Annotated in this window: 21 protein-coding genes; 10 read left to right on the plus strand and 11 right to left on the minus strand. The window is 51.3% G+C overall.

Translation table 11 applies throughout. From position 1 onward, the window contains the following. Positions 1 to 189: 189 nt before the first annotated feature. From Pyrde_RS03290 to Pyrde_RS03300, 3 genes are all read right to left on the minus strand, one after another. Positions 190 to 1,704, minus strand: a complete 1,515-nt coding sequence (locus Pyrde_RS03290; protein ID WP_180385533.1) for an ABC transporter ATP-binding protein — start codon at positions 1,702 to 1,704, stop codon at positions 190 to 192. A gap of 77 nt (positions 1,705 to 1,781) precedes the next feature. Next, complete coding sequence (locus tag Pyrde_RS03295) at positions 1,782 to 2,027, minus strand: 50S ribosomal protein L13e (protein ID WP_055408163.1); 246 nt, start codon at positions 2,025 to 2,027, stop codon at positions 1,782 to 1,784. Positions 2,028 to 2,107: 80 nt separating this feature from the next. Then, the gene (locus Pyrde_RS03300; RefSeq protein WP_055408165.1) at positions 2,108 to 2,569 is read right to left on the minus strand and encodes an Lrp/AsnC family transcriptional regulator; all 462 of its coding nucleotides are present in this window, start codon (positions 2,567 to 2,569) and stop codon (positions 2,108 to 2,110) included. A gap of 262 nt (positions 2,570 to 2,831) precedes the next feature. Here Pyrde_RS03300 and Pyrde_RS03305 point away from each other — a divergent pair, with 262 nt between their 5' ends. From Pyrde_RS03305 to Pyrde_RS03325, 5 genes are all read left to right on the plus strand, one after another. Beyond that, the gene (locus Pyrde_RS03305; RefSeq protein WP_055408167.1) at positions 2,832 to 3,122 is read left to right on the plus strand and encodes a DUF211 domain-containing protein; all 291 of its coding nucleotides are present in this window, start codon (positions 2,832 to 2,834) and stop codon (positions 3,120 to 3,122) included. A 76-nt stretch (positions 3,123 to 3,198) separates the two neighbouring features. Then, positions 3,199 to 3,540 carry a methionine--tRNA ligase subunit beta gene (gene metG / locus Pyrde_RS03310; protein WP_055408168.1) on the plus strand — a complete coding sequence of 114 codons (342 nt, stop codon included), beginning with the start codon at positions 3,199 to 3,201 and terminating at the stop codon, positions 3,538 to 3,540. A gap of 121 nt (positions 3,541 to 3,661) precedes the next feature. Further along, on the plus strand, positions 3,662 to 4,783 hold the full coding sequence (locus Pyrde_RS03315; RefSeq protein WP_055408170.1) for a saccharopine dehydrogenase family protein: 1,122 nt from the start codon (positions 3,662 to 3,664) through the stop codon (positions 4,781 to 4,783). 589 nt (positions 4,784 to 5,372) lie between these two features. After that, positions 5,373 to 7,259, plus strand: a complete 1,887-nt coding sequence (locus tag Pyrde_RS03320) for a nickel-dependent hydrogenase large subunit (protein ID WP_231656783.1) — start codon at positions 5,373 to 5,375, stop codon at positions 7,257 to 7,259. Between the two features lie 172 nt (positions 7,260 to 7,431). After that, positions 7,432 to 7,998, plus strand: coding sequence for a hypothetical protein (locus Pyrde_RS03325; protein WP_055408174.1), 567 nt, complete (start codon positions 7,432 to 7,434; stop codon positions 7,996 to 7,998). A 4-nt stretch (positions 7,999 to 8,002) separates the two neighbouring features. Here Pyrde_RS03325 and Pyrde_RS03330 read toward each other — a convergent pair whose 3' ends face one another. Then, a complete protein-coding gene (locus tag Pyrde_RS03330; protein ID WP_180385535.1) occupies positions 8,003 to 8,416 on the minus strand; it encodes a CopG family ribbon-helix-helix protein in 414 nt (137 codons plus the stop codon). 576 nt (positions 8,417 to 8,992) lie between these two features. On the opposite strand from Pyrde_RS03330, the gene Pyrde_RS03335 reads away from it, so the two are divergent. The 5 genes from Pyrde_RS03335 (at position 8,993) to Pyrde_RS10390 (ending at position 15,816) form a co-directional block, all read left to right on the plus strand. Next, complete coding sequence (locus tag Pyrde_RS03335; protein ID WP_055410687.1) at positions 8,993 to 9,724, plus strand: ABC transporter ATP-binding protein; 732 nt, start codon at positions 8,993 to 8,995, stop codon at positions 9,722 to 9,724. Positions 9,725 to 9,798: 74 nt separating this feature from the next. Further along, complete coding sequence (locus tag Pyrde_RS03340; protein ID WP_156327986.1) at positions 9,799 to 13,722, plus strand: NEW3 domain-containing protein; 3,924 nt, start codon at positions 9,799 to 9,801, stop codon at positions 13,720 to 13,722. 2 nt (positions 13,723 to 13,724) lie between these two features. Continuing rightward, entirely contained in the window at positions 13,725 to 14,945 is a 1,221-nt protein-coding gene (locus tag Pyrde_RS03345; RefSeq protein ID WP_055408180.1) for an ABC transporter permease, read from the plus strand. Between the two features lie 108 nt (positions 14,946 to 15,053). Beyond that, complete coding sequence (locus tag Pyrde_RS03350) at positions 15,054 to 15,368, plus strand: signal recognition particle protein Srp19 (RefSeq protein ID WP_055410689.1); 315 nt, start codon at positions 15,054 to 15,056, stop codon at positions 15,366 to 15,368. A 76-nt stretch (positions 15,369 to 15,444) separates the two neighbouring features. Then, a complete protein-coding gene (locus Pyrde_RS10390; protein ID WP_180385536.1) occupies positions 15,445 to 15,816 on the plus strand; it encodes a hypothetical protein in 372 nt (123 codons plus the stop codon). A 56-nt stretch (positions 15,817 to 15,872) separates the two neighbouring features. Here the strand turns inward: Pyrde_RS10390 and Pyrde_RS03355 are convergent, their stop codons facing one another. The 7 genes from Pyrde_RS03355 to pyrF form a co-directional block, all read right to left on the minus strand. Continuing rightward, complete coding sequence (locus tag Pyrde_RS03355; protein WP_055408182.1) at positions 15,873 to 17,255, minus strand: RAD55 family ATPase; 1,383 nt, start codon at positions 17,253 to 17,255, stop codon at positions 15,873 to 15,875. A gap of 143 nt (positions 17,256 to 17,398) precedes the next feature. Beyond that, the gene (pyrC, locus tag Pyrde_RS03360; protein ID WP_055408184.1) at positions 17,399 to 18,643 is read right to left on the minus strand and encodes a dihydroorotase; all 1,245 of its coding nucleotides are present in this window, start codon (positions 18,641 to 18,643) and stop codon (positions 17,399 to 17,401) included. After that, the gene (locus Pyrde_RS03365; RefSeq protein WP_055408185.1) at positions 18,628 to 19,416 is read right to left on the minus strand and encodes an iron-sulfur cluster-binding protein; all 789 of its coding nucleotides are present in this window, start codon (positions 19,414 to 19,416) and stop codon (positions 18,628 to 18,630) included. Before Pyrde_RS03365 ends, pyrC begins: the two co-directional genes overlap by 16 nt. Positions 19,417 to 19,426: 10 nt before the next feature. Beyond that, the gene (pyrI, locus tag Pyrde_RS03370; RefSeq protein ID WP_055408187.1) at positions 19,427 to 19,921 is read right to left on the minus strand and encodes an aspartate carbamoyltransferase regulatory subunit; all 495 of its coding nucleotides are present in this window, start codon (positions 19,919 to 19,921) and stop codon (positions 19,427 to 19,429) included. A gap of 6 nt (positions 19,922 to 19,927) precedes the next feature. Beyond that, positions 19,928 to 20,899 carry an aspartate carbamoyltransferase gene (gene pyrB / locus Pyrde_RS03375; RefSeq protein ID WP_231656784.1) on the minus strand — a complete coding sequence of 324 codons (972 nt, stop codon included), beginning with the start codon at positions 20,897 to 20,899 and terminating at the stop codon, positions 19,928 to 19,930. Continuing rightward, on the minus strand, positions 20,880 to 21,482 hold the full coding sequence (pyrE, locus tag Pyrde_RS03380; protein ID WP_055408189.1) for an orotate phosphoribosyltransferase: 603 nt from the start codon (positions 21,480 to 21,482) through the stop codon (positions 20,880 to 20,882). Before pyrE ends, pyrB begins: the two co-directional genes overlap by 20 nt. A 4-nt stretch (positions 21,483 to 21,486) precedes the next feature. Beyond that, positions 21,487 to 22,155: an orotidine-5'-phosphate decarboxylase gene (pyrF, locus tag Pyrde_RS03385; RefSeq protein WP_082419444.1), complete on the minus strand. Its 669-nt coding sequence runs from the start codon at positions 22,153 to 22,155 to the stop codon at positions 21,487 to 21,489. Positions 22,156 to 22,183 lie beyond the last annotated feature (28 nt).

Below are 22,183 nucleotides of genomic sequence, written 5' to 3' on the forward strand. Positions count from 1 at the left end.
ACAACCAGGTGGTGGCAACCCTGTAGAGGCTGGCATGGGTAGGCAAGTGTAACTGCTTAGAGGAAAAGGCCCGCAGGGCGGGAAGCCCCGCCTCCACCTCATAGAAGCCCAGGGGCGTGCGCCCCTCTCGGTGGAGGCAATGGCTCCCGTGTGGACTCTTAGACCAAGCGCTCTGCTGGCTAAAGAGGATTAACCCTCCGTCATAGCAGTGGCTATCTTCTCTACGTCGAAAGGCCTCTCAGCTGTCAGCGTGGCCCTACCCTTAGACATGACTACTATACGGTCGGCTATCTCGAGTAGCTCGTCCAGATCCTCGGAGATAAGTAGTACTCCGGCACCCGAGTCTGCAGCCTCTGCGAGCAAGCTCCGCACCTTCTCGGCAGCGTCGACGTCTAGGCCACTCGTTGGGTTCATGGCGAGAACTAGTGTAGGCTGCTTGGCGAGTTCTCTGCCTACGATGAACCGCTGCATGTTGCCACCACTCATGCTCTCGACTGGTGCGTCGACAGCAGATACCTTCACCTTCATTTGCTCCACTATCTCTTCGCTTAGCTCTCTTGCACGTCTCCAATCTACTATGAAGCCGTGGAATGGGCCGCGAGGGGTGCTATAGAGTCCGAGGGCAATATTGAATACGAGACTCTTGCCCGGTACAAGTGCCCAGCCAAGCCTCTCCTCCGGGATCACAGCCACTCCTAGCCTTCCACGCACGGAGGGTGGAGCCCTGGTGACATCTACATCGCCTATCAGGATCCTACCACGGTGAGGCTTCCGGAGACCTATGAGGGCCTCGAAGAACTCGCGCTGTCCGTTACCGGCTACGCCTGCTACACCCACAATCTCATATCGATTTACAACCACGCTAACCCCCTTAACCGCTAGGACGCCGTGCTCGCCCCAAACCCAGAGATCCTCAACCACGAGTACTCGCTCGCTGCTAGAGCGGCGCCTCCTCTCGACGCGTGCGACGGGAATCCGCTCCCCGAACATGAGGTGTAGCAGCTTATCCTGGCTTGCTTCCTCGCGGCGGAGGACGCCTACAAGGCGCCCTCTACGCATAACAGCTATACGATCTGCAGACTTCATGACCTCTCGTAACCGGTGAGTTATCAATACAATCGAATGCCCCTCACGTGCCAGTCTGACGACGAGGTCTAGGAGCTTGTCAGCCTCCATGGGGGAGAGATGTGTCGTGGGCTCGTCGAGTAGTATGAGTCGGGCGTCGAGGATAAGCGCCTTCAGTATCTCTACCCGCTGCTTCTCGCCCATGGAGAGTCTCCACACTCGAGCATCGGGATCGACAGAGAGTCCATAGCGCTCTCCTAGGCTCCGGACCAGCTCCTTGACCTCATGTAGCCTGAACTCCTTGCCCGCCAGTCTAGCAGCTAGGGCGATGTTCTCCGCTACGGTGAAGGCGTCAACAAGTCTCGGGTTTTGGGGTACAAGTACTATACCAGACTCAGCGGCATCACGCGGGCTCCGAAATCTCACCTTCTTCCCGCAGTAGAGTACTTCGCCGCTCGTGGGCTGCTGGACCCCCGCGATTATGCTGACGAGGGTTGTCTTCCCTGCACCGTTCTCGCCAAGAAGAGCTAGAACCTCGCCCTGGTAAATGTCGAGCGACACATTATCGTTGGCTACTACACCACCTGGGTAGACCTTGGTTATACCCCGGAGTGATAGGAGAGGCTGGCAGTCAGCCACCATTATGGCCCCGGTGCATCGAGGGCTAGAAAACTGGGCTTAATGAAGCTAAGCCTAGCATACCAGATCATGAGGGTCTACTTGCCGCTGGGCTTGTAGCCTATCTCCTCGAGGTAGCGCTTCAGCGCTTCTACGTTCCACTCCCACTTGCTCTTCCTCCGGGAGTCGACGTAGAGGCCTAGCCTTCGCGCCTCCTCCGGTGTTAGTCCGACCTCAGCTAGCTCAGCTAGGCTGAAACCTCGTCCCTCGCGTACACCTGGGTCTGCACCGCCATACTTGAGCAGCCTAGGCTTCTTCACTATAGCGCGTGGCGCCTCAACCATACCGGCTCCCCGCCCGAAGCCGGAGAGATAAGGGTGGCTTTAAGGCTAGCCTCCCCAGGAGCCTTCTAGGCGTCAGTCCTTTACCCGGTCAGCGGTGATACGAAGTCCTCCTTTATCGAGCGGAGTACCAGGCTAGTTACGCTTCGCCGCACGTAGGGTAGCCGATTTATCTTCTTCAGGAAGCGGTCCAGCTCGTTGACATTACGGAACTTAGCTATAACTGCGAGGTCGTAGTCACCGGTTATGTCGTAGACGGCCATAACGCTTGGATCCCTTGCAATGTATTCGCCAGCGTCGAGTATCTTACCTCCTTCAACTTGTAGTAGCACGATGGCCGTAACGTTGTAACCTAGTGCATCGTAGTCCGGCAGAATGGTGAAACGCTTTATCACACGGTTTTCAACAAGGCGGCGTAAACGGGCATGGACTGTTGAGCCTGCTAGACCTAGCTCCCTAGCTAGATCTCTTATGCTGCGTCGTGAGTCCTTTGCTAGTAGACGTATGAGTTTTAAATCAGTCTCGTCGACGCCTAGACCTGTCAAGCCGTAACCACCTTATCATAGTGTAGATGGTAGGGTGATACTTAGTGTATAGCACTCACTCAGCCCTAAGATGTTAGAGACTATGGCTAGTCCAATAAGAAACATTTCGCGTTAAATCCTACATTTGCGACCGGTTGTAGCTAAAGCTAAACTAGAGACCACGGTGTGGATATTATGGATGAGATGTAGCGCTAGCCGGGGAAAGCCTCTATAAGGCTACACTAGTAGCCCACGTTTACCGAGTGGAGGGGTAAACCAGGAGTTGGCAGGACTCCGCCGCCTCGTGCTAGACGTTCTAAAACCCCTCAAAGACCCATCTATAGTGGATGTTGCCCTTGAACTCAGTAAGGTAAAGGGTGTAGAAGCTGTAAATATTACTGTAAACGAAGTAGACGTCGAGACCCTCAGCTTGACAGTGGTTGTCGAGGGCGACAACATAGACTTTGAGCGCGTGAGAGCAGTGCTAGAAGAAGTTGGCGCAGCAATACATAGCATAGACCAGGTAGTTGCAGGAGAACGCCTAGTCGAGATACCTAGGAGGCCACGTGAATAACTACTCAACTCTGCCTCTCTGGATTTAATTGTTATAAGATTAACGGTCTACCGGGTTCGGAAGAGGTGTCTCTCGTATGGCTGGAGAGAAAGCCTACATTACTATAGACGAATTTGCACGCATAGACCTGCGTGTAGGTAAAGTTGTAGAGGCTGAAAGGATACCGGGTACACGCCTGCTAAAGCTCGTCGTGGACCTAGGGAGTGAGAAACGGCAGATAATATCCGGGATAGCAGAGTACTATAGCCCTGAGGACTTGCTAGGCAAGAAGGTTGTAGTCGTTGCCAACCTTAAGCCTAAGAAGATACGGGGTTATCTCAGTGAGGGAATGATACTTGCAGCTGGTTGCGAGAAGAATCAGCGTCCCGTGCTAGTCACTGTTGGTGACGAGGCGGAGCCCGGCTGGAAGATTTGCTAGATAGTTGAATCTAATCTTTTATCTTGGTAGTTTAACGATAACACTACTGGGAATCATTTTGTGCTATTGAACCGTGCATACCTCAAAGAAGTTGGTTCAAATTAAAGGGGATAGACACTCCTTGAATGCATGTCTTATAGGTTATGGCCGTGTAGGGAAGGTAACGGCATCAATTCTCACTAGGGATTATAACGTAGACTTGCTAGTTTTTGATGCTTCTGGCCATAGAGTAGAGGAGGCTAGAGAGAGGGGGCTAGAAGCACGACTCGCAGATGTATCTAATCCTAGTGTCGCGGCTAGAATAGCAGCTGAATGCGACATAGTGGTAGCAGCTCTTCCAAGCCGGATAGCAGAACGTGTTGTGTCAAGACTTATTGAAGCCGGGGCTAATGTAATAGTGGATGTATCCTACGTAGCTGACCCAATGATTTTCCATCGACCAGCTGTGGAGCATGGTGTTAAAGTGTTCGTGGACGCGGGATTAGCTCCAGGATTTTCGAATATGCTTGCTAAACGTGTAGAGTCTCGTCTAGATAGAGTAGATAAACTCTTTATCTATGTAGGTGGTATATCGGCAGACAAGGATGACTTTCTTGGTCTCGTAGCGTCGTGGGCTGTCGACGACTTAGTCGAGGAGTACACGCGTAAAGCGAGAGCCCGTATAGCTGGCGAGGAGAAGCTCCTAGACCCCATATGGGATGCTGTAAGGATAGAATTGCCGGGATTAGGTCAGTTCGATGCGCTGCCTACTGACGGATTACGGACACTACTTCGTAGTCTTGCTAGAGTGCCAACACTGGTAGAGTATACAATACGCTATCCGGGACACGTAGAGCTGCTTCGCTCGCTGCACCGTCTAGGTATGTTTGACAATAAGCCTCATGTTGTAGCGGGTTGTGCGATATCGCCGCGTGACGTGTTTGTAAGGTTGTTGGAGGACCACCTTCCCCGGAATGGAGACCGTGTAATACTCCATATAGAAGCAGAAGGCGAGAAAAACGGCTACTGGGCGAAACTAAGTTACACATTGGACGTGACTCAAGAAGACCTAGAAATAGATGTACCAGTACTAACTTACTTAACTGGACTCGTTCATGCATGGACGACGATACAGGCTATGAAAGGCTATGGTCATCCAGGTGTAAATGCACCAGAAGAATTGGCGCAAAAACTTGAAGAACTTGAAAAGTTCTTGCACAGCAAGGGTATTTATATTCACAAAAGATATTGCTACGAGTACTAAGCATACGGGCTAAGAGACATGGTATAGGGCATGAAAAGAAGTTGTAATGTAGTGTAGAACAATGGGCAGTGAAGACTGGTATTACCGCTGACCCAGTGAGGGGATGATTGGGCCCATCCGCTGCAGAGCCCCTTAATGGCTGTATACAGTATGCATTTTTATCGAAACTGTTAGCAGTTGTAACTTCTAGCTCGCGGCTCTGTATCATGCGGTATGATGAGGAGCTGGCGAACAAAGCCCTGGGCTCCGGGGCTATGACGATGACTTATAAAAGGTGGGGGTGCTGACCACTATATTGTCCTCTCGTATAGCTACTATCGTGTTCATCAAACCTTTTGAGGTATCAAAAGTTGTGTGGGACTTAATTAATTGAAATGTTTTTTAGATAATGTACTTTGCCAGTAGGGATGAGTCGTGTATACATTGGGCAAAGGTATAAAGTCCGAGCTATCAGAATGATTAAGCATAGACATCGATTGGGTTTGGATTCACAAGGGTTAATTGAGAGATAGGCTTAAGTATTTGGTATATTAGTTTCGGTGGTGGGATCCAAATAGTTTAACCATTGTAAAGTGGAGGATTGAAAGCTTTGCCCACCCGTGAAATGTTGATAGACCCGATAACCCGTATTGAGGGTCATCTAGGTCTGCGCGTTATCGTAGACACTGAAGCTAGGAAGCCAGTCAAGGATAGTGTTCGTAGTTTCGTTACTATGTTCCGTGGCTTCGAAGTCTTCGACCTCGGGAGACCGCCGGAGGATCTCCCCCACATTAACAGCCGAATCTGTGGTGTATGTGGAGCAAGCCATGCTAATGCTAGCGTTATTGCAGTAGACATGGCTTATGGTGTATCGCCTTACCGTATGGGTGTCACCCTTAGGAACATGGCTTTTGCTATGACTGACCATATCTACGATCATACAATAATACTTAACATGTTGGAAGGGCCAGACTATAGTAGCGCAGTGGTTGCTTTCATGACACCTTCGGTCTATGACCAAGCAAAGAAGACGCTCGCAGAGCATCGTGATATACATGGATTCACCACGATAGCAGAGATAATGGATGCCTTGACTCCTATAACAGGTAAACTCTGGCAACTAGCAGCTAAGTTCCAGCGTTATGCCCGAGAGGCAGGCGTACTCATATATGGTAGACACAGCCATCCATCAACTCTAATACCTGGCGGTATATCAACCGACCTAAGCAACGCGGAATACCTCGTAACTGGATACATATTCCGTCTAACAAAGCTTACTGCCTGGACAAAGTATATGTACACAGCATGGTACGACCTACTGAAGTTCTATGAAGATCTAGGCTACGCCGAAAATGGTATCAGTTACCACCCTGATCCGGCTAAGTCAACTGTACTTGCTGTCGCAAGTAGCGGTATATTCGATGACCCAGAAACATATGAAAGTGTAGGTGACTACGTGGAGTGGGAAGAATTCTATAAGAAGATGGACGAGAACGCAAAGAAGAGAATGATAAAGCCTGGCATAGTACTCAAGGGCAACTTAGTCACGACAAGTTATGCTGACTACAATGCAAGCATAATGGAGCATACTGAACGTGCATTCTTCAAGGACTGGAAGGACAAAGCCAAGGAACTCCCATGGTATGGTGAGCTGGAAGCCCGCAACTTCCGCGATCCACTCGGTAATGAACTGCTATGGGGCAAGTACGATCCGGTATACCATCCATGGATTAAAGTGACCATACCGGAGCCTAGTGCCAGAGACTGGGCAGGCAAGTATAGTTGGGTAACACACATACGCCTCGTGTGGAAGGACGGTACGATAACACCATTCGAGGTTGGCCCCTACGCGAGGCTCCTAGTGGCAAGCAAACAACCAGGCAGCGACTATATCGGTCTATACAAGAGTGACGGTAACGGTACACTAAGAGTAACCCTGCCACGTGCATGCACAGATGAGCTCCCAGCGAGTGTATGTGAAGAGATGACCTTTGAGTGGAAGGTGCCAGAGTTTAGCTCAACCCTCTATAGGCTATGGGCTCGCGCATTCAACCTAGTAATCGACATTGCAGTTGCTTGGAATAATGCAACAAAAGCCCTAGAGTATGTAAAAGCAGGTACAGTAAAGACAAGCAGACCGTGGAAGACACCGAACAAGATCACCTTCGGCGTAGGTTTCACCGAAGCTCCACGCGGTACAGTGAGGCACTGGGTAGTACAGAAAGCTGGTAGAACACTCAATATACAGATACATGCACCATCGACCGGCAATGTGAGTCCACAGGACAAGTGGGGCTACAGCCCATTCGAACAGAGCGTAATTAACACCATAGTAACTGAGGAGACAAAGCCTGAGGAATGGACAGGACTAGACTTCGTACGCTCTATAAGGAGCTTCGACCCATGCCTGGCATGTGCAGCACACATCCAGTTCATGAAAGGTGAAAAGTTAATAAAGAAAGTCAAAAAGGTAATAACAACAGCACACTACTGCTAAACAAGATAATATGCCTTCTTTTTGTGTATATGATTGATATCCTCTTCCCGCCTTCTTTTCGATTGACTTTGCTTATCGGCATCATGGTTAATATAAGCGTGGCCCTATGTCTTTGCTTTATCACCTTAATACAGAAAAACAAGAGCTTCAGTAAACTTCGTGGGGTATTACAGTGAGGCAGCTCGCAGATTACGCTATGATAGCATTCATAGAAGCCATAAAGAAGGGATTTCCGATATATGCTAAGAAGTTTATGAGCGACGTTATACTTGTACGTAATAGACATGGACGAGGGATTCTATATGTAAATCATATCAATATGGATGATGGTTCTCGCTATATAACTGTAGCGGCGGACAAGTATAGTGTCTGGGGTGTACGCGTAGTAAGGATTAAGGATGGAGAAATAATTGAAGTGAACGAGCACTTAGTTCCTGATGCTATAGGTCAGCATATTGAGCTTATATCAACATACGAAGTCGACGTTTGGAGTAAGAGGCTGAAACTGTTTAATAAGAGACGCAAGGTAGATGATGTGCCGGATTTACTAAAACCCTTCGAAAGAATGGGAGCAAGAATAATGTATATTGACGATATATTCGATTATCTAGTGGTGTTTGACGATGTTGTACCTGTTTGGTATAATAAGCTTACAGGGAAAATAGATGATTCTCGTGAATGGTTAAAGGCAATGGGGCTTCTCCCTAAGGAGCTTGAGAATGTAGAGCTTAAAGTCTAGAGTGCTATGTCTGAGTCTTAGGTATCGGGAATAATGAGGCTTGTAGACTCAGGATTCCACGCGTTTTGGCAAGCAGCCTATAGAGTTCTTTGACCTTCTTTCCTGCGCCGTGTACTAGCATTGTGTATAGTATATAGCCTTGTGTTGGCCGCACCACGATACTGGATGTTATTATGTCCGAGTATTCTCTCAGTATTTTCTGAACTAATGTAGCTATCGTATCATTATTTTCCGGTACTAATAAGTGGAGAGCGCCTCCCACAGTGCCGTTGTGGGTCCACCATTGGTTGAACGCTATGAATAATTCTACGGCGTCACGTATAACTCGTGATATACTAGTATACCCCATATTTTTGGATATTTCAATAAGTTGTTTATATATATTATCTGGTATTGCTACACCTGTTTTTACGACCATACTTAGTTCACCCAAGCATACTAATGACATGAGGCGACAAAAATCAGCTAAATCGTGATCAGCGGCGTAGCAGTCTCCTTATAGCTTAAGGTTTATGGATACAAGCAATTGTGACACGCATAATTAGCGCATATGGCAGGATAGGACGTAGAATAGAGCAAAAACTCTTGGTAGCATCCCTGACCGTTATTATACTCTTATGTAACTTGGAGAGTATTCAGTACCTTCGATCCATAATGTGAGTGTTAGATGATGGTTTAATTTGTCTATTAGAGACTGAGGCAGACTTTGTGTCAGCATTATTTTGGCAACAACTCTCTAAGAAGTTGATGTGATTAAAAGTTGTATCACTGACTGGCACTATGTTGTATGCGTCAATGTATAACATCATGTCGTGATAGGAATTGTATTAAGCAAATGCATATACTATATAGTCGCTCTCGCTTCTAAGTTGGGGCTGTGAAGAAGGATTATCGGGCCGATGCTGGGAGGCTGTGTGGAGAGTACCCTCTGGCGGAGCCCCCGCCTGATAGCATCGTCTTCCCCACCGTTGTAGCGGTGTAGGCGGTCTTGAGCGTGGATAGTAGAAGGCCGGTACTCGAGCTAGTAGACGTAGTCAAGGTGTATCGGGCCGGAGAAGTGGTCACCTGGGGGCTCCGGGGCCTAAGCCTACGAGTCTACCGGAGCGAGTTCATAGCCATAATGGGGCCTAGCGGCTCAGGTAAGACAACGCTCCTAAACATAGCTGGCCTCCTCGATCGGCCAACTCGCGGCAAGGTCTACATAGAGGGTGTGGATGTGTCACGGCTGAGCGACCACTGGTTGGCACGCCTAAGAAACCGCTACATAGGCTTCGTGTTCCAGCAGTTCAACTTGATAAACCGGCTCACGGTGCTTGAGAACATAGAGCTACCGCTGATACCGAGGGGTATACCGAGGCAGGAACGCCGCAAGAGAGCCATAAAGGCCTTGCTGAGCGTAGGTGGCGACGTCTCCTGGCTGCCTAAGAAGCCTCTACAACTCAGTGGCGGCCAGCAGCAGCGCGTAGCAATAGCCCGGGCTATAGTAGGCGGGCCCTACATAATTCTCGCAGATGAACCTACCGGCGCGCTTGACCGCAGAACAGCGAGGCTAGTCATAGAGACCTTTGTCAAGTTGAACAAGCGCGGCCAGACAATAATGGTTGTAACCCATGATCCCGAGGTGGCCAACTGCGCTCACAAGATATACCAGATACGTGACGGCAAGATTGCTGGCATCAAAGAGCCCGATCCGAGTCGCTGCATACTGTCAACAGTCAAGCCCTAGGCTTTTCTATCGACTTCGACACTCTTCTTTTAGAGCAGAGAGTGCTTCCCGGATATAGTTTGGAGAAGCACGCCTTGCAGAAGAAACTGGCGGCACAACTATTACCGGCTATGCTTCTCCTAGCACTGGTTGTTGTAACAGTAGCTATCCGTGTCTCCGCTCTCTCGCCACAGCCGCCACCTCCAATCCTGCTTAATGCAAGCTTCATGGGGCCTATGGGTGCAGCTCCCTGGCCTGGTGATACAGCAGTACTCCGGGTTGAGTGGCTATACCGAGGCCCCTATGTGGCCGACCAGGTCTACGCAGTAGTTCATCTACCGGGCATCTTCGGTCCTAGCAGTTTCTCGGCTCAGCTAGGTGCGGCTGCTCCTGGTGACACGCTAGAGCTCGTGAGAAGCATTAACGTTGCCCAGGGGGCTGCGTCGGGCCGCTACCAGGGCCTCATAACCCTCTACATAGTCGTAGGCGGTAATGTCTACACATATAATTATACCGTGGAGCTAGAGGTGGCTGGATGCCCGGCGGGACTAAGGATCTCAGCACGGCTTGAGCCCTTCAGCTACCCGGGCTCGAACAACGTAGAACTCCGCGTAATGCTAGAAAACCGTGGCCCCGAGGATGTAGAGAACGTTACACTAACCCTCAGACTGCCAGATGGATGGCAGCCCACGGGCAATATCAGCTGGAACATTGAGGTGTTGTGGGCGAACTCTTCTGAGACCCATATGGTGCCGGGAGTATATGTTCCTGCCTGGATAGAGCCAGGGCTCTACAATGCCACCCTGGGGATGAGCTACTACTGTGTAGTTGGCAATACGACTCGGTTCTTCAACTACACATTCTCCTTGCCCATTCGCGTAGAGCAACCAAGGCCGCTAAGGGTTGAGCCGCTAGTACTAGGCTGGAGGGCCGGAGTAGCGTACCCGGGCGAGGCCTCGGCACCACTTGATATAGTGCTTCTAAACCAGGAGCCGGTGACAGTTACGGCAGTCATAGCGCGTGTAGAGCTGCCAAGCGGGATGAGGGTAGCTGGTACTGCTAACGAGACCTATACGGCTGTGGTCGAGAACATAGCAGCCAGCTATGGTGATACAATCCGTCTAAGCATTGACATTAATATAGACGAGAGACTTCCCCCGGGCTTCTACAATGCCTCGGCCTGGCTTAGATTCGTTGTCAGCAGTCAGGGCGCGACAACAATCCTGCCAGGCCAGCTTGTCATACCCTTACTTGTGGCTAGTCCCGGCAAGCTAAACGTAGACGTGGTCTATATGGGCTGGAGTGATGGCTACGCATACCCGGGCGAGCTGTCAGCTCCGCTTCGGGTCGTCGTGCAGAATCTTGAAGACTCAACAGTCACCACGGCTATGCTCGTATTAGAACTACCCCGGGGCTTCGCCGTTGACGGGAGGAGAGTTGCGACGATAACCCTAGACAATGTGGCGGCAGGCTATGGCGATCTAGTAGAGTTCACAGCAGCCATAGATGTCTCCAGCAGCCTAGAACCTGGCAGCTACATGGGTAACATGACCCTAGTCTTCATCATGTCGAGCAGTGGAGGTACAAGGATTAAGTATGTACGTCTACCGTTACGGCTTGACCTTAGTCCCAGGTCTGTCGAGAACGTGTCCATAGTGTCTAGCCGCTGGTCCATGTGGATCGTAGGGGACGACGCTTACGCTGCGACAGCAGTGATAGATGTTGGGTACTGGGGTAGGGGTAGGCTTCGCTACCTAGTCGTAACAGTAGAGCCCATCGAGGGCGCGGGCTTGCGCGCTGGCGCGGAGAAGCTGACGCTAGTACAGCAGGTAGAACTAGCACCTGGCGACATAGCCTCAGTGAGTATACCAGGCATAAGGGTCTACAACGCGTCCCAAGACGTCAGTCTAAATGTGACGATGACGGGCATAGTAGTGTCGCCAAGCGGCGGGGTATACAACGTTACATTTTCGAGGATAATCCGGCTTGAGCTGCTTCGCGAGGAGCCTCTCCAGCTAGGCTACACCAAGGCGGACACTGGCCACATACTCCCCTCCTCTAGCAACGTAGAGGTCTACGTACATGTTGTAAACACTGCGCCTGAACCCGTGACAATACTCTCCGCAGAACCCCTAGAAGCCCCAAACATTAAGGCATGGCTTAGCGGAGGCGATTGTATAACCGCAAGGGTGGAACCGGGAAGCAGCTGTACACTCGTATTGATGCTGAATGTCTCTAGTACTGCTAGTCCAGGCTCCTATAGCATCCCCCTAAGGCTGTGGTACAGCTACCGTGGTAACGCTGGGAGCGTGGTCACGGGAAGACAAGTGCTCAGCATACCCCTGGAAGTAGAGCCTATAGAAGCCTATGATCCCAGCCCTATTGTAGCAAGAGCTTACTGGGCTCCCACCCCCGGAGTAGCACCGGTCAAGGTATATCCGGGTACCGGTGCTGCCCCACTACAACTCGAGCTATACAACACGGGTCGCTACACAGTCATAGGTGTCGTTGTACGCCTCGAGCCCCTGGACAAGGGGCTCCATGTAGTGGAGCAACCTGCAGTGTGTAATAGCTTAGCCCCGGGCTCGACTTGCAGCCTAACAGCCTACGTAGACGTGGACCCAGAGGCCGAACCTGGGCTCTACAGGGTTAGAGCCGTCATAAGCTATATCTTCACGGCGTTTAACGCACACCTCAACATTACTCGTGAAGAGACTATAACGCTGCAAGTAACAGACCCTGCCGAGGCTATAGGGATAGTAGATCTCTCCTGGGCCTCGGCGCCGAGGCCCGGAACACGCTCCGCCATGCTTGTCATAATGCTCTATCCCGACCCCTCGCAGGTGGCACGTATCCACTCGGTAGTGCTAGAGCTGCCCCAGGGGCTCTCGAATCCCCAGACCAGCGGCAGCACAGTAATCGCGGTGCCCCAGGCAAGTCTCCAAATGACTCCGTCAGCCACTAGGGGCGGACAGACAGACATTGCTAGTATAGCTAGCATAATTCAGGGCCTAGAGAGCACTACCTCCGGCGTGGAAGTCTACCTAGCACAGGTAGCAGTCAACGTCACCGAGCCCGGTCCTAAGCCGATAGCATTGACGGTATACTGGGTAGACAGACTAGGCTACCTGCATAGAGTGGAGAAGAGACTCCAGCTTTACGTGCCCGGAGCACCAAGCATTCTCAGCGTGCATTTTGAGCCCTACGCGAAGCTGCGAGGTGGCGTAGCAGAGCTAGACATAACGATAATCAACACGGGTGACGCGCCTGTATACAATGTGTACACAGTCCTCGTGCCGACATCAGCTGCTGGGTACCCGCATACATCGGTGAGACATATACCAGTGCTCGAGCCCGGCAAGCCTGTTAAACTGAACTACACGCTCGTATACAATCCAGCTGGCTTTGGAGGTGTGGAAAGCTACACCTTCACAGGCGTGCTCACAGCGGTCTACGAGGATATGGTCGGAAGAATGACCAGCTTCAATACCAGCATAGCAGTGATAATGAAGCCGACTATACTACTTCGGATCACAAGCATGAATGCGGAATGGCGCAACGGGACGGTACTAGTGAAAGGTGTGATAGCCAACGAAGGTATAGAATCCGCAGAGGCTATACGAGTAGACGCAGTGGCCGACGGAATCTGGAGCTCTTCGTTCCTAGGCTCACTCGATCCCTCAAGCGAGACGCCTTTCCGCATAGAGTTGAACACTGTAAGTAAACCGGATAACGTGACCGTGGTAATCAGCTATAGCGACAGGTATGGTATAACGTACAGCTTCAACGCCACAGCCCCCGTTGTCGAGGCTAGGCCAGAGAAGTCGCTGAGCGAAGCTAAGGGTGTCGAGGCAGAGCCGCCGATACCAGAAGGAGGGCTAAAGATGATTACAGTAGTGCTACTAATGCTAGCTGTAATAGTTGGGTATATAGCTTACAGGAGGTTTAGGCGTATACCAAGTGAGAATCAGCTAGACAGCCTCCTAGACAGTGGAGAAGCTAGCAATGGTGAAGAGTAGAGATGAATGCCAGTGAGCTAGCAGACATGTTTGTATTTGCGCTTAAAGTGCTCAGCGAGCGCAAGATCAGGAGTCTGCTGACGATAGTGGGGATAGCTATAGGTCCGATAGCTCTCGTAGCAATCATGGGAGTAGTACAGGGCTACTCCGGCTACGTTATAAAGCAGCTAGCAGGGCTAGGCCAGAACCTTATCGTGCTCGTACCAGGGGCAGACTATAAGATGACAGAGGATGATGTAGAGTTCCTCAAGAGCCTCCCGGGTGTAGAGGCTGTGACACCCTTCTATAGCATACGCGCGGAGGTGAAGCAAGGTGCTCAGAAGGTAGAGGCAGCGATATACGCTGTAGACATGGAGATATTCTTCAAAGCGCTCGGCAAGCTACGGGTCGAGGAGGGCAGTATACCGCCCCCAGGTGAGGTTATAGGCTCGGTAATAGGCCACTACATAGCATTTGGCGAGAGAGGGCACCGCTACTACAGCTTAGGTGACGTACTCACAGTCAGCTACTATGAGCTAAGACCGGGCGGCCGGCCAACCGAGAAGCGGATAAACGTAATCGTGCGCGGAGTCCTCGCCGAGTTTGGCAACGCGTTCTTCGTCAACCCTGATACTACTATCTTTCTGCCACTTAGCGCGGGCTCCCGGCTTCTAGGGATGAAGGAGTGGAGTGGCGTCATAGTGGTCGTTGAGGACCCGGTCTACGTTGAGAACCTTACTAGGACTCTTAGAGAGGTCTACCAAGAGAGAGTCGGGGTCATATCGCTCGTAGAGATATCCCGGGTAGTCTCCACGATAACGGCTGCAATGGAGTTTATCACCATGGCTGCGGGTGGCGCGGCGTTCGTTGTAGCGGTGACGGGCGTAGCAGCTACTATGATAACCTCGGTTATGGAGCGTACTCGCGAGATAGGCGTGTTAAAGGCTATAGGCTTCACGAGCAGAGAAGTAGTAGCTATGATACTCATAGAGGCCTTAGTAATGAGCCTCATAGGGGCAGCTGTAGGCATCGCGATAGGTGTGGCGGCAGCTTACGCCCTCTCCGGGAAAGGTATGGTGATAAAGGGTGTTCATACTTTAGTGATAAAGGCTGAGCCGGCTATAACACCAAAGCTGATAGGGCTAACGCTAGTCATGACAATAACTGTGGGGGTTGTAGGGGGAGCACTACCGGCATACCAGGCGGCGAGGATACCTCCTGCAGTAGCTCTACGTTACGAGTAGTGCGACACGCTACAACACCAGCATTACAATTTAGGCCCAGCCGGCTCTACACCCTATAGGGATGGGGCCTCTGTAGGAAGCATGAAGAGCAGCGAGGGTGTAGCCTGCGTGAGCAAAGAGTACAAAGGAAGAAGAATAGTTGTGTGGCCAGTCTATCTTGATGCATCTGCCTCGCGTAGCGAAGGCAGGAAGATACCCCTACGAGATGCAGTGCGGAAGCCTAGAGTAGAGGAGATAGTCGAGGCTGCTAAGAGGCTTGGCTTAAATCCAGAAGTCGAAGAAGCCAGGTACCCCCGTAGTTGGTGGGAGAATACTCGTCGCATATTAGTAGATAAAATGGGCTCAAAACTATCAACATTAAAGGCATTGGCTCTTGAAATAAGGAAAATTAGGGAGGAGAAACGCCGGCTCCGCTACACGTAGAGTCTTGTGTTTTGTCTGCCTCTCTACTGTCTAAGTTAAGGAATAGGAAATAACACTAAACTGGCGGCGATGGATTATGACGGTGTATATGCCACCAACCAATATAAATCCTGTAAAACTTGTAGTAGCACTTACTCTGACCCTTCTAATCAATGTGCCATTCGGCTATTGGCGGGCATATGCTAGAAATAATAATCGAAAAATAGAGTGGATTATAGCAGTGCATGCACCAGTACCGTTAATAGTGATGTTGCGTAAATGGGTTGGAATAATGCTTTCATTAGACTACATTGTAGCGATAATAGCGTTTGTAGCAATGTACTTTGTTGGTCAAAGGCTAGGCGGTAAGATATATACTAGGTTGGCGTCCAGTGGTTGCATAGATACTAGCCGAAACTTGTTATGTGATGTGGTGAAGCTTCAGCGGTTATCCTCATGCAAAGTATAGAGTAGGCTAATTATATATCCTGGTAACATATAGCGAGAAACGGGCATTCGTTATGATTAGTTAGTACCACCATTTATAGCAAACATTTCAATAGGAAGAGTGATGTGGTTGGTTGGTATCTTGTAACGCGACTTTATAACTCTAATGCTTACATGGATTTTGTTGTTAACCCGTCTAGGGGTAAAGTAGAATATTGCATCGTATATGTTGAGAAGTGGATTAGCATTTAGGAGCTTCCTAAGAGTGATTGTATAGACATATACTCCAGTTATGTTATGAATTTTACGGTATTGAATGTTGTTATAATGTTCTCGTATACCTATTTCTTGTCCGCCGGAGAGCCAGAAGGCTTGTTCTATACCATCGATTACTACAATATCGGGTTTGACAGCGAGATCCTCTTCTATATTCATCATTGCTAGCTCGGTCACAGAGTAGAGTGTAGGATTGATGCTGCTTAAATGTACAAACTCTATCGTAGGGTTCTTGCACTTCAATTCTTTAAGAACCCACTGGATCTCTTCTGGTGAACGTGTAAAGGTTCTATAGAGTAGTTTAATAGATGGTTTGATACGGGTCTTACATGCTATACCAAATAGAGTCGACAAGGGATCGAGAACTGGATTTATGGCCACAAGTACTTGGGCGCCACGAGGTAGAGTAAAGCTATAGTTTGCATCACCTGTCTCTAGCTGAAAGGCTAGATTTTCCTGTGGAGCGTGAATGTCGATAATTCTCGGTGGCGTCCTTACAGCTATGACTTTGCCTGGCACTATGGCATATGTTAGTCTGGCAAGTGTGGCGCGGTGGCCACGCATTTTACGAATTTCCATTATTCGAACAATTTTGTCTCCACTAAACTTAGTCCTTAAAATTATCAATCCATCTGCTATGAATTCTTCTATTCCGTAGCCTAGCTTGGGATCGCCAATAGGTAGCTCAGCTGTCAAAACAGTTGTTATCCCGCGCTTCTTCATATAATGTATGAAAAGGCTATGTAGCAGTTCGCGTGCTCTTTTGGCGCTTCCGAGTATCTGAAGTAGGGAAGTTATAGTATCAATAGCTACCCTTTTTGCTTTTATAGTGTTTATAATTGTAAGGAGGTTTTCGAGAATAGCCATGACGGCTTCATCATCATTTATGTTGAGTGCCTCTATGAATATGAACTTGCCTTTGCTCTCATAGCTCTGGAAGTCTAGGCCGAGATTTGCCATGTTCTCGTAGAACTCTTCCTTGTATTCGTTAAAGCTGAGGTAGACACTAGGTTGATTGAATTTGGTTAGTCCCTCGTATATGAAGCGGGCAGCGAAGCTAGTCTTGCCGCTTCCCGGGGCTCCGGCGACTAGTATTACGCTTCCAGGGCGTACTCCGCCGCCAAGGGCTTCATCGAGTCCACTTATACCTAGAGGGATTAACGCGGTATCAGACTTCTTGCCCAAGTTTATTATGCCTCTAGACTGCTCCTACCTGGGTATGACAGCGTGTGCCGGACTTTTTAGGGCTGTGGAATGTGAAGAATTTGGCAACAGTCTTACGATAAATGCTTAACTCTAGTATACAGCGGCATCCTGTGGGACTATATTTAGCTCTTATATGGGTTTATCGGATTTGTGTCGCTAGATATTTTGTAGCCGTCATATACTATGGAGCCGCCTACAATGGTTGCTACTACATCCATGCAGCTTTTCTCCATGAAGTATGGTATCTGCTTAGCCTTGCTCCAGCGTGGAATGTGCACCCTCCTGGTGGCAGGCCTGAACACTGTTATGTTAGCTCTGGCTCCGGGCTCGAGCACGCCGTAGCCATCCAGGCCGAGTATCTTAGCGGGTCCTCGGCTTGTGAGCCATAGGTATTCCTGGAGCTTAAGGGCCCCTGCTTCGACCAGGCAGTAGAGCATCTGAGGCCAAGCCTCGAGCCACGGTATTCCGGGCCTGCAGCTCAGCGGCTCTAGCTTCTCGCGCCACGCGTGTGGAGCGTGATCACTAGCGATAGCGTCCACCTCGCCTTCAAGGAGCTTCTTAAGCAAATGGGTTTGCTCGGCTTTGCTGCGTAGAGGCGGGTTTACACGTAGGAGACAGTCTTCTCCATTTTCTAGCAGTAAATGGTGAGGAGTTATGTCAACTGTGAAGCCGTAGGCACGGGCGTGCTCGAGTGTTGAAGGGCAAGATGCATGTGTAATGTGGACGCGTGCACGAGGCCTCAACGATGCTATGAGGTCGACAGCGGCTGTCTCCCAGTGGCAGCCACGGTGTAGGCTGCGTAGAGTATTTGACTCTATTATCGGCTTCTCGGCTTCTGGCAGCTCCGGATGGACGACAACAAGCACGTTATTGAGGTCAAGTATGTAGTGTACAACGTCCAGCCGGTGAGCTAGGTCATCCGGGTATACTTTAAACCCAGCTATGGGCCTTGAGGCCAGCTTGCGTACTTCTTCAATGCTATCCGGTACGCCGGCGTATAGAGAGTAGTCTGTGACACTCTGTTCCCTTAGTGCAGCGAGCTTTGCGTCAAGGGCCTCTAAGGTAGCTAGCCTGGGCTGGGTGTTTGGCATGTCGACAACCATTGTTATGCCGCTCGATGCGGCTGCAGCAGTCCCACTATACTCGTCCTCCTTGTAGCTCTGCAGAAGCCCCCGGAGGTGTACGTGGAGGTCTATGAATCCTGGCGTGACGTAGACGCCTTGGCCGCGGTAGTCGAGTACAAGCTGGGCAGCCGGCGGACTGCCGGTGATACCGACTATAACTTCGTCCTCGGCTATGACACAGCCTTCGCCTTGTATACCTCTATAGTCGGCGAGGACTCCGCAAACCGCTATGCTAGGCTGCATTCCTCCTCTACCCAACAGCCTAGCATAGTACCTGGAAACACGGGGCCCTCGCGGCAGAGCAAGCTAGAGGTACATGGAAGCATACATGAGCCGCAGAACCCCATGCCGCAGCGCACAATTGTCTCGAGGCTTGCATAGAACTTGTTGAGAAGTCCCTGGCTCCCCACTAGCTTATACACGCCGCATATCATGGCGGGTGGGCCAGCGGCTACTATTATGTCGAAGTCCTCTAGCCCAGCAGCTCTGGCAACGTCCACTGCCGTTCCCCTTAACCCCTTACTCCCGTCGTCGGTGGCAACTACGAGTTCCACATCATCACCTAGATACTGTTCGATTGGCGCTAGCTCGCTCTCAGTGCGGGCGCCATAGACCAGTACTACACGTGTCCCCTCTCTAGCTGCCCAGGCAGCTAACGGGATCAGCGAGGCGACCCCAGTGCCGCCAGCTACTAGCAGCATACTACGAGCACTGGGGGTGAAGCTGCGGCCCATCGGTCCAATGACCCCGGCGCGCCGGGGCGGGTCCTCTATGATGCTTTTCGTTGTGGAGCCCCGGAGCCTTACAAGGAAGTCTATACGGTCTCTGGAAGCGTAGATGGGGGCTAACGGTATCGCTTCAAGACCCGGTACCCAGAACATCGCAAACTGCGTTGGCCGAAACTCTGGGAGAACGCAACCATGCGGCTCGTAGGATAGGAGTATAGCTCCTCTGCCCCGCCAGAGTACACGGCTTAGCCGAAGGCTACAGTAGCTATAGCCTATGGGCGTCCTCAAGGCTACCGTACTACCTCCTCTCCTCGCTTGCCTCTTCTAGCTGCTCTAGCACGTCCTCCTCGTCAATGATTGTGCCGCAGTATGTGCACTGTAAGCGTAGAGGTCTCCTCGAGAGTAGCTTGAAGCGGGGCTTTAGGGGCTCTCCAGGCTTACGCGTTATACATGTAGGGTTAGTACATGTTATTATCCCCTCGATGAGTTCGGGTAGCTCGACACGTTTCTTCTCTATAACACGATAGTCCTTCACGATGTTTATTGTGGCCGAGGGGGCTATTAGTGCGATGCGGTTTACTTCCTCGCTACTAAGATGACGTCCTTCGACCTTCACTATGTCCTTGCGGCCTAGCCGGCGGCTCTCAACGTTCATCACAACGGCGACGCGTAGGCCCTCACGGCCAGTGATGCCCAAGATCCTCAGGACTGCAAGTGCGCGGCCAGCCGGTATATGGTCTATAACTGTGCCCTCTCGGATCCTGCGTACAAGTAGACCCTCTGAGGGGGTCACTGACGGTTACACCTCTGCACCAAGTATAAGGGATAAGAGAGCCATACGTACGGGGACGCCATTACGAGCCTGGAGGAAATAGGCAGCATAAGGAGTTGTGTCAACATTTGCAGTTATCTCGTCCACCCTAGGCAACGGATGTAGGACGCGTAGTTCAGGCTTGGCAGCCTTCTCCAGGAGTTCCCTCGTCACACGGTAGCTGCCGCGTACCTTCTCGTATTCTCTGGGGTCGGGGAACCGCTCCCGCTGTATACGCGTGACGTAGAGGACGTCGAGCTCACCTAGGACATCCTCTAGCCTCTCGACCTCTTCATAGGCTACGCCGGCCTCCTCTAATCTTGCCTTAACCTCGGGTCTTGCTCTCAGCAGAGGCGGTGATACGAGGTAGAGCTTCCGCGGCCTATACAGCGTGAGGGCGAGTATGAAGCTCGAAGCGGCGCGGCCAAAGCGAAGGTCGCCAAGCACTCCATAGACCAGCCCGTCTATTGTCCCGAAGAGTTCCTTCACTGTATAGAGGTCGAGCATAGCTTGTGTCGGGTGGTGCTGCCGCCCGTCCCCCGCGTTTATGACCGGCTTCTCGGCAACTTCGGCGGCGTATAGTGCTGAGCCCTCGTAGCGGTGTCGTATCACTATCGCGTCAGCATAGCCGTCGAGCATACGTATAGTGTCGGCAAGATTCTCTCCCTTAGCTAGACTAGTTGCCTCCTCCCCTGCAAATCCTATCGTCTCGGCGCCAAGCCTCTTGGCGGCAGTCTCGAAGCTTAGCCGTGTCCTCGTAGATGGCTCGAAGAATGCGAGCGCGATTATCCGTCCCTCTAGCAGCCGGGGGACACGCCCCTCTGTGAGCATCTTCTTCATCTGCTCAGCTGTCTCGAAGAGCGTCTCGAGATCATCCCGGGTAAAGTCAAGGATGCTTATGACGTCGCGTCCGAGCCAGCCCTTCTGAATCATAGCTATCTCAGCCCCATTCTCCCCCATATAGCTGGTCTATAACCTTCTGGGCGTCCTCCCGGGCTACAAGTCCCTCCTCTACAGCAGCGCGGAGTATGCCGCGGAGTGTTGCTACGCGTAGAAGCTCCACGCCCATAGCTTGTAGCCGCTCGCGTGCGCCTTGCTCCCGGTCCACTATGACTAGCGCGTAGCGCGGCTGTGCTCCGGCACTGCGTAGAGCCTCTACCGCAGCTGCTAGGCTGCCTCCAGTGGTAGCTACATCGTCAACTACAAGCACTCTCTTTTCCTCGACCAATCCCTCTACCTGTCTACCAAGGCCGTGCTGCTTCCTTCCACTCCGCACATAGGCCATTGGCTTCCCCGAGTAGAGAGCTAGCCCCGTGGCCCACACTATGCCGGCAGTGGCGACGCCGACAACGACATCGTGGTCGGCTTCTAGGGATGTAGTGTAAAGGAGTGCTAGCACTGTACGGAACGCGTCCGGGTAACTTGGCAGCCTCCGAAGGTCAATGTATATGGGGCTCTGGAGCCCGCTTGTAAGCTTGAACTCGCCTAGCTGCAGAGCCCCCGTCTTGACGAGCAATCGGGCTAGAACCTTCTCGGCCTCCATGCCCCTAGGCACCCCTCTTGCAGGCCTGGAGTCTCTGCTTCTGTGCATCCTTGACAGCCAGTGCAGCTGCGCGAGGGTCGTTACTCGAGGTTATGAGGCGCCCTACTATCTCGTAGTCAGCCCCGGCGCAGATGGCAGCTCCAGGCTCTGCTCCCTGGGCTCCCACGCCCGGCGAGAGTATAGTGACGCTGTCTCCAAGCCTCTCGCGTATACTCGTTATGACCTGGGGTCTCGTGGCTGGGGCTACGATGCCCCAGGGCTCGAGCTCTCCAATCACGTTGAGGATTAGTGGTAGCGCTTTGTCGTAGACCTCGCGTGCACCGGGGTGACTCATAGAGGCCACAACGACTAGCTTCTTGCCGAGACTGTTGAGGAACTCTTTTAGCTCGCCGAGCGCGCCTTGTATACCTACAAACCCGTGAGCTATGACAGCGTCGACGTGCTCTACTACCAGGCTTGTAGTAAGCTTCATCACGTGGCCTATGTCGGCCAGCTTTAGATCAGCTATCCATAAACCTCTGTTGCACCGACTCCTCAGCCTAGCAGCATAATCTACGCCACGGCCCATAAGGAGCGGGAGGCCAAGTTTAAACCCGTCAACAATGTCACAGAGATCTTCGACGAGGCTGCCGAACTCCCGGTCTGGAGAGTCCAGAGCGACTATCAGGCTCATAGGAGTACTGCCCACGGCTACCCTGGCT

Source organism: Pyrodictium delaneyi (assembly GCF_001412615.1).
In the GTDB taxonomy this organism is placed as follows: Archaea; Thermoproteota; Thermoprotei_A; order Sulfolobales; family Pyrodictiaceae; genus Pyrodictium; species Pyrodictium delaneyi.

Bases quoted from the DNA above. Each gene is read 5' to 3' on its own strand.
- metG (WP_055408168.1), top strand. From the start codon at position 3,199: ATGGCTGGAGAGAAAGCCTACATTACTATAGACGAATTTGCACGCATA.
- pyrB (WP_231656784.1), bottom strand. From the start codon at position 20,899: ATGGGGGAGAATGGGGCTGAGATAGCTATGATTCAGAAGGGCTGGCTC.
- Pyrde_RS10390 (WP_180385536.1), top strand. From the start codon at position 15,445: ATGACGGTGTATATGCCACCAACCAATATAAATCCTGTAAAACTTGTA.
- Pyrde_RS03330 (WP_180385535.1), bottom strand. From the start codon at position 8,416: ATGGTCGTAAAAACAGGTGTAGCAATACCAGATAATATATATAAACAA.
- pyrF (WP_082419444.1), bottom strand. From the start codon at position 22,155: ATGAGCCTGATAGTCGCTCTGGACTCTCCAGACCGGGAGTTCGGCAGC.
- Pyrde_RS03345 (WP_055408180.1), top strand. From the start codon at position 13,725: ATGAATGCCAGTGAGCTAGCAGACATGTTTGTATTTGCGCTTAAAGTG.
- pyrC (WP_055408184.1), bottom strand. From the start codon at position 18,643: ATGCAGCCTAGCATAGCGGTTTGCGGAGTCCTCGCCGACTATAGAGGT.
- Pyrde_RS03295 (WP_055408163.1), bottom strand. From the start codon at position 2,027: ATGGTTGAGGCGCCACGCGCTATAGTGAAGAAGCCTAGGCTGCTCAAG.
- pyrE (WP_055408189.1), bottom strand. From the start codon at position 21,482: ATGGAGGCCGAGAAGGTTCTAGCCCGATTGCTCGTCAAGACGGGGGCT.